Consider the following 12,852-nt stretch of genomic DNA (forward strand, 5'->3'; position numbering starts at 1 on the left):
TATACCATATATTACATAAAGCATAATAATTTATACTAATAAAAGTATCAATTTTTCATTAAAGCCCTCCATTACTACAATTTAAAATTATTTGGTTTGCTTCTCTCAGTTCATCAAGAGAAGGCAAGTCTTGTGCACTGAGTGGTATCCGAACAGTTTTATGCTCTATAAGCCCAATATCATGCAGTAGTGCTTTAGTAGGTATTGGATTGCTGGCAGTAAATAGAGCCTTACAAGCTTTGAGCCAAGCACTTGTTGCTGGACTTTCACTGCTTAGGCATTTTTTAGCATATTTATGCACCTCATGTGGCCAAAGATTAGATGCAACAGAAACTAAACCAACAGCTCCAGCAGCAGCCATAGCAGGCATCATTTCATCATCTCCGCAAAATACCTCAATATTTGGAGCAACTTTTTTGTATTCAATAAGAGTATCAATGGTGCCACTTGAGTCTTTAATTGCCCAAAACTTATCATGACCAGATAAATTGCGTACAGTTTCAGTGTGAAGATTTATTCCTGCTCTTGATGGAATATTATAAAGCATGGCTGGAGCATGCACTTTTTCAAGTAGCTTTTCAAACCATAAAGTCTGCCCAATAATCCCAGGTTTTGTATAAATTGGTGTTGTCATTAGATAGCCATGAATTGGCATATCTTTGCAGAAATCAATCCATTCCAATGCATGATGTAGATTAACTCCAGGTACACCAACTATGATTCTTGTATTCAATTTGAGACTACACGCAAATTCAACCAATTCACGTTTTTCAGAATCAGTAAGCGACCAACCTTCACCTGTGCTGCCAAGTAATACTACACCATTTTTTGCTTCAGCTTGTATTACTAGCAAGCGCCGCAAACTCTCATAATCTACATTATCTCCACCCTGACTAAATGGAGTAACACAAGCAGTCCATAAGAACATTAACACCCCCCTATTCTCTGTTAAGAAATACTATAGCTTAATGTTAGTATTCCATAATTATTTATAAAGATTATGTCAAGGATAAAATTTATTGTTTTTGAAGATAAAATTATGTGACCTTTATAGGAAAGACATCGAACCAAGATGCTAATTTTTTACTCAAATAACAGTTATACAAGAAGTCTAATGACATTGACGACTGATGTCTTACATATCATCAAGCATAGCATGATTGACTTCAACTCTATATTGTGACTCCAGATAGTTGATTAATTGCTCTTTCAGTGAAATCATAACGTGCTTTCCAGTGTCAAATGTGTTTAATTTGCCATCTGATGAATACATCTCTTTTAAAGCACCTATAATAACTTCATCATTGTACTGAGCAGGGTTTGTTACTGAGCCAGTTGTTTTCATGTTAAAAATATCTTCTACAAAAGAAAATGGGTAATTTTGCTCGTTGCGGCGTATTTGCTGTCCTTTAAGAAATTCTACACCTTGCACTTCTTCTAAATCAGTTTTTTCTCTTAGCTGAGCAGCAATTTTTTGACCAATTTCAAACATTTTTTCTTCCATAAACTTATTACGCCAAAGATCTGTTACTTGTGATCTGCTTTCCTCAAAGCTTTGTGATCTGGATGGAATAATGTCAATGATTTTTACACTCACGATAGCATCTCCAATGCCCTTGAAATAACCTTTCTGATCTTTTTCCCGAGAAAAAATGAAGGAAACTAAATCACTAGAGCTTTCTACATTATCACTATTTTGATCTTTATTTTGATCTTTTCCACTTGCATTGATTGGGCCAATAGTTTGTATTGGTAAATTATATTCGCCTGATATTTCCTCAATCGCTCCATTGTTGTATATCTTATAATTCACTTGATTTATGAAATCATTGACCTTTTCAAAAGATTTTTGGTTAGTTAAAGCCAATTTAATATCTTTTTTTAAATCAGTTAAGTCCTCGTGAGAGATTTGATGTGCGTCTTCTACTTTTATTATATGCCAGCCAAAGCTGCTTGCTAAAACTCCACTCACTTCACTTGCTTTGAGAGCAAACACCTCTTCTCTCATGCTTTCTGGCAAGAAATCCTTAGTTATATTGTTTATTCTAGTATCCTCAAGCTTTGACTTACCAGACTCTTTTACCATCTGTTCAAAGCTTATTTTGCCTTCTTCAAATGCTTTTCGTGCTGTTTCAGCTCCATCTTTTGTGGAAAATATTAAGTTAAATATATCTCTTTGATCTTTCAGTTCTTGTTGTTCTATTACATTATCTATTTCTTCATCAGAGATTTGAATTTGATCTTCAAAATATTTTTGGCCGAGAGAAATATATTGTGCAGTTCGATATTCAGGAGAATAAAAACGAGGTTTGTTTTTCTCATAGAGCTCAAGCAGAGCTTGATCATCTGGTACAGTGGTATCTGTAACTGCATCTTTAGTCACTTTAACAACATCAACTACTCTAGTCTGGTGGCGATTTTTATATATTTCTTTATCGATTTCCTCACCGAAAGTTACAGGATAATTATCTTTAAATAAGGAAGTCATGAACATCATTGCAGGCAGGATTTTTTCTAGCTTTTCTACATACTCGTTTTCTGTCATATGCAGACTACTTAACATTTCATGAAACTTGTTTTTATCAAATTCACCTTGATCATTTTGAAAATACTTAGTGTTTTTAATATGATCTTTAATGGACTCCTCACCAACTGCGAGTCCCAGCTCACTAGTTAAATTAAGCAGTAACTTTTGCTCTATAAGTGCGTTAAGCAAGTCATATTTCAACTTTTTTACTTGCTCTTCGCTCACATCAGCGCCTGAGATTTGCTTGCTATAATTTTGGTATAACGATTTGTATTCATCTAATGTGATAACTTCTTTTCCTACTCTAGCTACCTCCTCTTCTTTATCGCTATCGGACAGAAGGCTGCCAACTCCCATAAAGATTAATAAGCAAGCCAAAAGAACAACGAATACTTTAGTGAAAAAATTTTTAACGTTCATAAGCGCAAAAGTTAATTAGTGGTTAATTATAGAATAGCAATAATTTAGTTCTTGTAAACCTATCGGTTAATTATGGCTATTTAAATTGTGTTAAGATCCGTGTAAAGGTACGAAAAAAAATTCCAGTTTGTCGTCGAATTATGTGACCTTTACACAGGAAACCGAAGTGTATTGATTTAAATAGGGATTTGAGTGCAGGAGTGACTTTATTTTTAAAAAAAACTTACAGGATCAACATCTATTGTTACTGTTATAGATGCGCCCTACTTTTCAGTAGAACGCAATTCACTATCAGACGCCTCTTTGTTGTAATACTTGACTATGCTCAGTTTCATTCATTTCAGTGCTGGGTCTTACCCCTTTTTTTAGTAGGAAAGCTAGCACCTTTACGTTTCCTGTGTCAACAGAAAGGTCGAAAAGAGTTTTGCCAGAATGATCTGTTTCACTAATGTTTGCTTGATTTTTTACTAAAAGACTTGCCATTGCTACACTGGTATGTTTAGAAGTAAGATGTAAAGGAGTTTGTCCAGAATTGTTTCTTGAATAAATGCTTGCACCATTTTTTAGCAGAAGTTTTGCCATCTCTAAATCGCCCTTTTCAGTAGCACGATGTAAAGGAGTTTTTCCAGAATTATCTTTTGAATCAACGCTTGCACCATTTTTTAGCAGAAGTTTTGCCATCTCTAAATCGCTCTTTTCAGCAGCACGATGTAACGGAGTTTCACCAAAACAATCTTTGGCATCAACGCTTGCCCCTTTTTCTAGCAGAGTATTTGCAAATTTTTCATCACCGTTTTCAGCAGCCTTGTGTAAAGGAGTCTCCCAAAAACAGTTTTTTGCATCAACTCTTGCCTCATTTTCCAGTAAAAAAATTAATAATTTTTCATCGATAAAACTAGCATTATGCAAAGGGGCATTCCGCAACCAATCTTTTGCATTAATGTTTGCTCCTTTTTCTAGCAGAACTTTTCCTAACTCCACTATTACGTCTACTGCTATATTTGCTACTGATTTAGCAAGAAAACCGCTTTTATGTAGTCTATATAATACTTGAGATTTTAACAAAAGAAGATGTAAGGGAGTTTCCTTGGTAACGACACATCTTGTATTAACCTTTATATTTTGGTCTGCTAATATAGACCTCAATTTCTCTGGATACGCAATTATTACACCCCTAAATCTTATTTCTTCATTGATAAATTCTGGATCTTGTGATTGTATCGTTTTCAACATATTAGTTGCTTTAAATCCATTAAGTATTATATTTTTGCAAATATGATCTAATGTAAAAAATAATAATGATGTTTCTTCGTATTTATCTTCAGGAAACGACCAAGGCTTCATTGTAAACTTACTATTAATATTACCTTGTAATTTATCATGTAATTCTGGATATCCTGATTGAATCTCTTTCAAGATATCATCGTAGCTCGGGTTTGTTTTGCTATATAAATTATCAAATACTTTTTCTAATTTTTTACAATATATCGGATGCATAATTCTACCCCACTAACTTAAAACACATTCTATAATTAGAATATTCCAAAAATGTTAAAATTTTACTAAAAAAAACTCACAGGATCAACATCTATTGTTACTATTATACTGGAGTTTAAGTTACATTTTTTAATCCAATTTCTTAAATTTTTTTGTACTAATAAGCTATTTTTATTGTGTACTTTCAGTAATATTCTATATCGATATTGATTGTTTAAAAAGCTTATTGCTGCTGGAGATGGACCAAAAATTTCAAAGTTCTTTTTGTCTGCTGCCATGCAAGTAGCTGACACTGGATTTTTTTCTGGATCTTTTGTCATCCCAGTATTGTCTAATGTCATCCCAGTGCCAAATTTTGTCATCCCAGTGCGTGACACTGGGATCCATGGTTCTTTTTCCCTAGATTCCAGCGTCACGCGCTGGAATGACATCAAAGAGGAAGCTGCTTGCTTTTTACTGAAATGGTTGTCATGTAACAGGTGTACTATCTTATTCGCTGCACTTTGTGTTGCAATCTGATTTTTGCCAGAGATAATAAGCGCTATTAATCTGCTAAAAGGTGGCATTTGAGCTTTGCGCCTTGATTCAAGCTCGATCTCGTAAAATAGATCTCGTTTTTGGTGTTGTAGTGCTTTTATTACGGAACTTTCAGGGTTATTGGTTTGCACTATCACTGTTCCTTTTTCGTTGAATCTGCCAGATCTTCCTGCAACTTGATGCAATAATTGATATGTTCTTTCTGCTGCCCTTAAATCAGAATTTTCCAAACTCAAATCTGCATTTATTACTCCCACTAAAGTCAATTTCGGAAAATTGTGCCCCTTAGCAATTATTTGTGTGCCAATTATAATATTCACTTCCTCCTTCAACACCAAGTCAATAATATTATTAACTGACTTCTGATCACTACTTATAATTGCGGTTTTTGCACTTGGTATTAACTTCACCGTTTCTTCAAGCAGCCTTTCAATTCCTATACCATAAAGAGAGAATGACCCTTCGCTTTGGCAATTAGTACATTTTTCTGGAAGTGTTGACTGATATGAGCAATGGTGACAGAGGAGTAAGTTTTTTTTCTTGTGATATGTGAGCCAAACAGCGCAATTTAAACAAGGAATTTTGTATCCACACTTTTTACAGACTGCCAGTTGCGCATATCCTCTGCGGTTTAAAAAGAGCATCACCTGCTGTTTTTTTTCTATAGTTTGTTTTATGTTCTCAAAAAGCTCATTTGAAATCCATTGTTTGCTATTTCTCATATCCACTACTTTAATGAGTGGTAGTTCTGCTCCACCGAAGCGCTTGGTTAACTTTACATGGTTGTAATTGCCATTTTTAACGTGGTAAATAGTTTCAAGGAGTGGTGTAGCTGACGATAAAATAATCGGGATGTTTTCAATTTTAGCTAAGATTATTGCCATATCTCGAGCATTGTATATAATTCCCTGCTCTTGCTTAAAAGAAGAATCATGCTCTTCATCGATAACAATTAATTTTAGGTTTTTATAAGGCAGAAAAAGCGCTGACCTTGCTCCGATAATTATTTGCGCACTTCCGTTTGCTATGCTCAGCCAATTGTTTCGGCGAGTTTTTGGAGTGAGACCAGAGTGCCACTCAGCTATATTGCCGGATATCTGATTACGAATGCGATTCACTAGCTGGGAGGTCAAGACAATTTCTGGTAGAAGGATGAGAACTTGCGCATCGCTCTGACCTGGTGTCATCTCAGACTGGTTTGGTATCATCCGAGTCTTGTATGATGTCATCCCAGTGCCAAATTTTGTCATCCCAGTGCGTGACACTGGGATCCAGCGAACTTTGTTCGCAAATAAATCCAAAGGATAAATATCAAATTCTGTACTAAAATCCAATTCTACAGTGGAATTACATGCAAAATGGATTCCAGTATCAAGCACTGGAATGACACCATCTATATCAGACAATTGCTGTGCATTACCACCATCCTTAAGTAATTTTGCGATTACAGAGAGATAAACCTCTGTTTTTCCAGACCCTGTTTCGCCATCAAGCAAAGTAACTGAATATTTGTTCAAACTACTGATTATTTTATCACTTGCAGCTTGCTGCTCAGAATTTAATTGGTAATTTATTTCACTTATTTCTCGCTCTTGCTTGGTGTGGACTAATTTTTCTACGTTACTTACCTTCAGCACTCCCCCCATAATCACCTTTGCAAGCATGCCTACCAATATCAGATTATACTCTGCAACCCACTCAGCAAACGCAATTAATTTTGGTCTGACACTTGGTAAATCAATTTTTTGTTCAATGAATTTCAGTTCTCGATCGCTTTTGCTGCTATACCGCCACACTATCCCAATCAGACGCTTTCTGCCAAACGGCACTATAACGTAGTCACCAATTGAAATTTCAGTATTTTCTCCAACCGCATACGAGAATAATTGGTTAATTGGTAGCGGTAGTAATATATCGACTGTTTTTGCCATAGTAAATTGAGTTTAGCATTGTTTTTAGATTTATTTGCTTGATTTTTATTGGTTAATTTGTTAAACTAGTATTATATCGAGTTGTTTTATTAAGGAGAAAGGTATGCCAACGAATCATGAAAGAATACACAATTTAAGTGAATTTATACAGCAGGGAAGCTCTAGAACAAAGACCTTACTTTTACCCATAACTTTGAGAAGTTATTATGTGAAGCATAACCATGCTCTCTCTAAGATTTTCATAGCCTCGCCATAGAGTCATACTTCCTGGTAAATTATCACCTTTTCTATTCATAAACCCACCTAATTTTCCTAACCAAATAATAGCTTGTTTTATGTTTGGAGGTTCTTCGGGCAATGTGGCCACTTGATGCTCACGTATGTAAAGAGCTTTCCACTCTTCATTGCTTAGAACCTTAGTGCAAGCCTCCATAGGATGCGATAAAGCCACTTTTGTTAAATATAAAATTTTAAATGTAATAATGCTCTTTATAGCAATTAATTTCTGTAGCCTTTCCTTTGTAGTTAAACGAGAGCTTTCTATTTTACATCCTGATTTTAAAATTCTAAAGTATTCTTCAATTTTCCATCGTAGCTTATACCAATTTATCCTTTCTATGGCATCTAAAGTGCTATTAACTGGTACATTAGTTAACAAAGTCCAATCGATAGCTTCAACTCCTTTAGGAGGATCCATTTCCTTTGCGCTTACCACATATACAGCGACTTTATCACTTATTTTATGTGCTGTATCTTTTGACCCATAAATGTAAGGCGCTCTGATAGGTATATAGCCTTTCATATATTTTACTTCAATATTTGCTTTTCTTGACTTCTGGTGCCCGTTTTTAGCAACTTCCAAGACGATTTTCTCTTTTACCGGAAGTTGAGCTATGCGTGTTTGCAAATCTGTTTTTCCCTCTTCAGTACAGATAAATTTTCTATTAGCTCGGTTACGGATTACATAAAAACTACCCAATGATTCAGCTATCCATAAAAATTTGAAGATATCTGCTTCCCTATCACCAAGAGTGACAAGTTGTACATCTTTGGAAACGTTATTTATGGTTTCTTTTAGTGCTGCTATCCACTTATAACTTTCTTTCTCCTCTATAGAAGTACGGTATTTCCTATTTGCTTTTTCTTTTGCTGTTTCTTCTTTTCTAGCGGGACGCGCCCAGCACTGTTGAGAAGATAAACCTAAAGGTAATCCTTCTTTACTGACCATTAAGGCACTATGCAGCAGCAAACCCTTTTTATGCTTTGTATAAGCTTTAGAAATACTGCCTAGCCCTTTGGTATTTATATGAGAGTCAAAATCCAAATAACTAGTATCTTGGATTGAAAATATAAGCTTATTTCCTTTTATCCTTTCCGCTGTTTCTTTATGATGAGAAGAATAAATTTTCTCGGCCTCAAGCTTTTCATTACTAAACAACCTGTACGCGCCCTTAGCTTCTTTCCATCCACCACAACTTTGATTAATTGATCCAGATGCCTTACGCTCTATAAGATAACTTGTTGTAATAAGCCTCTTATTAAGCCTTATATCTCCCAGATTAACATGTCTCAACTCTCTTTCTAGCCATTTGTCCCCTAAGCTATCAGTATATTGCGTATTTGTATTTACTCCGTACATTTTTAAACCCTTTATCAAATATATGAATTTGCTATTTTACTAGCTTTTTTATATTTGTGGGTAAAAGTAAGAACAAAGACGAGGGGACTATTTGCTACATACAATGCTGATAGCTCAAAATTTATTCTTAAAAGATGTTTTGAAGAACAGCAACCTGGACCGGACGGTTTTACTATAGACGGCAATCCCATTATTACAGCTTTTGTTGGATTTGTATTTCAATTGATACTTAAAGATCGAGCACCAGAGCATTGGCTTGTTAAAAACAATGATAGTGTTTTGGTAGCATCAAAGTTCTTAGATAATTTTGATACATGTAAAAGCATGTTGGATGGTAATATAAATGTTAATGAGTTCAAGAATGTAAAAGGTATTCACAGGTATTTAGCTGCAACAATTTTCTTATCTGACTATGATTTGAATTTTGGAAATTTTGGTGTAATGGATGCTGGTAAAAAAGTATTTGCAAAAATTGATCATGATTATTCATTTAAAACGTATTTGGATAGTTTTCAAGCCTTCTTTAAAAGGTTAAAAGACAATACAAAGTTTAATTTTTATGGAAGGTTAAAAAATAAAGAAGAATTTTCTGACCATGCTGAAGTGTTTTTCAACTCTGCTGATGCCAATAATATTACTGAAAACGAGGTAAAGCTAGAACAAGAGTTAAAAAACAAAATAGATTTTTTAAAATTATTAAAAAGACTAGATAATATATGCGATGTTGTAGAAAAAGATCAAGAGCTCATTCTTTCATATTTTAAAAAACAAGAAGAAATTTTAGCAACCGAGTTAAACAAATACTTTTCTCAAAAAACTCATGGATATGTAATAGTTAACTTTTATGACACTAAACTCTCCTATGATTTGAAAACAAAAAAATTTACTTCTTTCGGTAGAGTTGCTTCTTTCGGCAGAGTAGAAGGCAAAGGCCTAAGCGATGTATTACTCGATGCTTTAAATAAGCACACGGAAACAATTAAAAAATCATCAAAAACACTTAATATTGCTGCTGAAATTTGTAAAAATAAAACCGAAGATTGTATAAATCTTGTTGATAAATATGTAAAATCGTATGATGAAGAAGATGTGCAAGTAGGTGAAGCAAGCCATTTTTTAAACTGGTTAGAAGTGGATCAAAAGATTAGTTCTGATCTTACTAGACAATTAAAAGACAAATATTGTGTTAGTACTGCTAATTCACAAGATAGTACTCCAAATTCAACCAACACTTTTAAAACTTCTACCACAACCCATCCACAACAGAAACAACCAATAAGCGGTGCCACGCAAACAGTTGTGAGTAATGCAACTCCATTGCAACAACCTCCAGTTATGAATAGCAATCCTCAACCTACGATTACAACTGCTCCAGAACAGAAACAAACAATAAACGGTGCTCCACAAAAAGTTACAGGCAATGAATCTCCATTGCAACAACCTCCTGTTATGGATAGCAATCCTCAACCTACAATTACAACTTTTCCACAACAGAAACAGCCAATAAGCGGTGCTCCACAAAAAGTTACAGGCAGTGCAGCTCCATTTGAGGAAATACCTACCAACAGTGAAATTAATAATAATTCGCAATCAGAAGAGCAAGATAGTCATACACCTATAACGACACATAGTTCCAAGCAAGAACACTTCCTAGGAATTTCTACAAGAGGATGGATAATAATATCTACATGTGCAATAGTTGGTGGTTCTATAGGAGCTACATTAGTTGCAACAGGAATTATACCTATAATTGCAGCTATTGGACTCATTGTAACAGCTGTGCTAGCAGGAGCTGCAGGTGCACTTACAGGTGGAGTAATAGGTGGTGGAATGGCATGCCTTACTAAGATAGCAATAAGTAAGTGTTGTGGTGAAGAAGCTGCTGCGCAACCTGCTTAAATAGCTATATTTTATACTTCCATCATGCTCTATGATTACTAGATCTCTTTCACAACTACCTGTCATCTGAGTAGCTGATACTTGGATCCAGAAAAAATAGATAGATTCCAGCGTCACGCGCTGGAATGACACCAGAAGTGATGCTGATTTTTTACTAAGACGGCAAGAGGTCTACTCCCACTCGATAGTTGCAGGTGGTTTGGAAGTGATATCGTATACAACTCTGCTGACCCCAAGAACTTTATTGGTAATTATATTACTGACATTCTGTAGAAAATCCCAAAATACTAGCGCATGTTGCGCTTTATCTTCAAATGGAAATGCATCAGCCGTCATCCCGTCCGATGATGTTACAGCTCTCAAAGCACAAACATATCCGTAGGTACGGCCATCTCCCATTACCCCAACGGTTCTTATTGGCAATAAGACGGCAAAAGCTTGCCATATCTTGTCATATAGGTTGTAACTTTTCATTGTATTGATGTATATTTCGTCCACCTCTTGCAATATTTGCACCTTTTCTTGCGTGACTGCGCCTATAATTCTCACTGCAAGCCCAGGTCCTGGAAATGGATGTTGGAATATTATCTCATCTGAAAGCCCGATTTCTTTTCCAAGCGATCTTACCTCATCTTTAAATAGATATCGTAAAGGTTCCACTAACTTAAGGTTCATCTTTTCTGGCAATCCACCAACGTTATGATGAGATTTGATTGTACTGGTGTTGCTTGAAGCATGCCCTGATTCAACTACATCAGAATAAATTGTACCTTGCATTAAAAAATCTACATTACCTATTTTTTTTGCCTCTTCTTCAAAAACTTCAATGAATGTGTTACCAATAATTTTACGCTTTTCTTCTGGGTCAGTTATTCCCTTTAGTCTACTCAAAAATAAATTTGATTTATCAATATAATTTATTGGGATCTCTTTTAACACAGCACTGTTCTGGTTCTTGCGTAGCAACCCAGTATCAATAAAAACGCAATTCAATTGTTTTCCTATAGCCTTATATGTGAGCGCTGCTGCAACACTTGAGTCAACACCACCACTTACTGCAGCGATTACTCTTTTATCTCCTACTGCATTTTTGATTTTTTCCTTCTGCTCCTCGACAAATGACTTCATCGTCCAGTCTCTCTCACAATTTGCAATATTTAAGAAATTAGAAAACAACTTGCTTCCATTTGCAGTGTGCTTTACTTCAGGATGAAATTGAGTGCAGTAAATCTTCCTCTGTTCATTGACAATTATTGCAATTGTTTGGTTTATTACACCAGATGCGATGACAGTAAATCCTTGTGGAACAGTATCAACGCTATCTGCGTGGTTCATTAACACATCCACTTCGGAATTAACATCCCACGTATCTTTTATAATAGAAGACTCTTTCAGCACCTTGATCTTAGTTTTGCCAAATTCCTGCTTAAAACCCTCTTTTACTTTTGCTCCAAAGTAATGACATATAAGTTGTTGTCCATAGCATATTCCAAGTATAGGAACACTTGTCATCTCATTAAATTTTATAATTTCATATGCTATTCCATTAATTTCTAAGTGGTTACCATTTACAGATTGTGGCCCTCCAGAGAGAATAAACCCATTGAAATTTGATATCTTTTCAAATTGGATGTTGCTTGAAAATATCTCGCAGTACACTCCCATATCCCTGATTTGCCTTGCGATCAGTTGTGTAAACTGTGAACCAAAATCAATAATAGCAATTGCTGACAATTTTCCTCTCCATTTAACTTTAAAACAATATGAATAATAAAGAAAATAGTAAGGAAAGTAAACCAAGACCTCTTATCTGGTAGATTTAAATGTTTGCAATTGTGAAGCTTCATTAAGAAAAATTTTACTATAATCATGTATGTTCTATGCTAATTCTGATATCAAGGTAAAAAATATGACATACCAACTGAAATTACAAAACGTTATTCAGTACATCCCTGACGCTGGTCAAGGAAATACTGGATATAAATTCTATGGCATTACAGCACAAAATCAAGATACAGGGGCTGAAAGCAATTTACACCTTAACAATGCACGTTATGTACGTCACGCTGTTAACTATGGTGGTGATGAGGTAGAAGCTAGTAGAACATTTGACTGCAAGTTTTACAATATCAATAAGGATACCGATAGGAGTAAAGAAATTTTTCACATCGAGGGTTTGAAGCTTGATGGGGTAGTTCAATATGATTCTGAAAGTCATACTTTCACTGCACCAGTAGATGAAAATCAGCAAGTAGCAATGCCTGCATGCTATGTTAATCAGTTCAATGCAATAATGAATGATGATTTAAGTTTATTGGGCTAATAACACTAAGGGCTTAAGAATCAATTTTTATAAGCCCTTTCTCACAATTTTTCTCTTCTTGATTTTAAAACAATATGTA

8 protein-coding genes are annotated in these 12,852 nt (G+C 35.0%); 2 read left to right on the forward strand and 6 right to left on the reverse strand.

All coding sequences use genetic code 11. The features are described 5' to 3' along the window. Positions 1-58 precede the first annotated feature (58 nt). The 5 genes from dapA to ASM33_RS07395 all read right to left on the reverse strand — a co-directional run bounded on the left by dapA (position 59) and on the right by ASM33_RS07395 (position 8,569). Complete coding sequence (gene dapA, locus ASM33_RS07370; RefSeq protein WP_110409739.1) at positions 59-928, reverse strand: 4-hydroxy-tetrahydrodipicolinate synthase; 870 nt, start codon at positions 926-928, stop codon at positions 59-61. A gap of 207 nt (positions 929-1,135) precedes the next feature. Then, the gene (locus ASM33_RS07375) at positions 1,136-2,947 is read right to left on the reverse strand and encodes a peptidylprolyl isomerase (RefSeq protein ID WP_110409738.1); all 1,812 of its coding nucleotides are present in this window, start codon (positions 2,945-2,947) and stop codon (positions 1,136-1,138) included. A 291-nt stretch (positions 2,948-3,238) separates the two neighbouring features. Continuing rightward, positions 3,239-4,444 carry an ankyrin repeat domain-containing protein gene (locus ASM33_RS07380; protein ID WP_110409737.1) on the reverse strand — a complete coding sequence of 402 codons (1,206 nt, stop codon included), beginning with the start codon at positions 4,442-4,444 and terminating at the stop codon, positions 3,239-3,241. 65 nt (positions 4,445-4,509) lie between these two features. After that, complete coding sequence (priA, locus tag ASM33_RS07390) at positions 4,510-6,912, reverse strand: replication restart helicase PriA (protein ID WP_237342913.1); 2,403 nt, start codon at positions 6,910-6,912, stop codon at positions 4,510-4,512. Positions 6,913-7,093: 181 nt separating this feature from the next. Next, entirely contained in the window at positions 7,094-8,569 is a 1,476-nt protein-coding gene (locus ASM33_RS07395; protein ID WP_157956338.1) for an IS4 family transposase, read from the reverse strand. A gap of 36 nt (positions 8,570-8,605) precedes the next feature. Here ASM33_RS07395 and ASM33_RS07400 point away from each other — a divergent pair, with 36 nt between their 5' ends. After that, the gene (locus ASM33_RS07400) at positions 8,606-10,450 is read left to right on the forward strand and encodes a hypothetical protein (protein WP_112477249.1); all 1,845 of its coding nucleotides are present in this window, start codon (positions 8,606-8,608) and stop codon (positions 10,448-10,450) included. 171 nt (positions 10,451-10,621) lie between these two features. Here ASM33_RS07400 and guaA read toward each other — a convergent pair whose 3' ends face one another. Beyond that, positions 10,622-12,184, reverse strand: a complete 1,563-nt coding sequence (gene guaA, locus ASM33_RS07405) for a glutamine-hydrolyzing GMP synthase (RefSeq protein ID WP_110409734.1) — start codon at positions 12,182-12,184, stop codon at positions 10,622-10,624. A gap of 175 nt (positions 12,185-12,359) precedes the next feature. Between guaA and ASM33_RS07410 the strand changes: the two genes are divergently transcribed. Beyond that, complete coding sequence (locus ASM33_RS07410) at positions 12,360-12,773, forward strand: hypothetical protein (protein ID WP_157956394.1); 414 nt, start codon at positions 12,360-12,362, stop codon at positions 12,771-12,773. Positions 12,774-12,852: the final 79 nt, after the last annotated feature.

It is taken from the genome of Wolbachia endosymbiont of Folsomia candida (assembly GCF_001931755.2).
In the GTDB taxonomy this organism is placed as follows: Bacteria; Pseudomonadota; Alphaproteobacteria; order Rickettsiales; family Anaplasmataceae; genus Wolbachia.

Bases quoted from the DNA above. Each gene is read 5' to 3' on its own strand.
- dapA (WP_110409739.1), bottom strand. From the start codon at position 928: ATGTTCTTATGGACTGCTTGTGTTACTCCATTTAGTCAGGGTGGAGAT.
- ASM33_RS07375 (WP_110409738.1), bottom strand. From the start codon at position 2,947: ATGAACGTTAAAAATTTTTTCACTAAAGTATTCGTTGTTCTTTTGGCT.
- ASM33_RS07380 (WP_110409737.1), bottom strand. From the start codon at position 4,444: ATGCATCCGATATATTGTAAAAAATTAGAAAAAGTATTTGATAATTTA.
- priA (WP_237342913.1), bottom strand. From the start codon at position 6,912: ATGGCAAAAACAGTCGATATATTACTACCGCTACCAATTAACCAATTA.
- ASM33_RS07410 (WP_157956394.1), top strand. From the start codon at position 12,360: ATGACATACCAACTGAAATTACAAAACGTTATTCAGTACATCCCTGAC.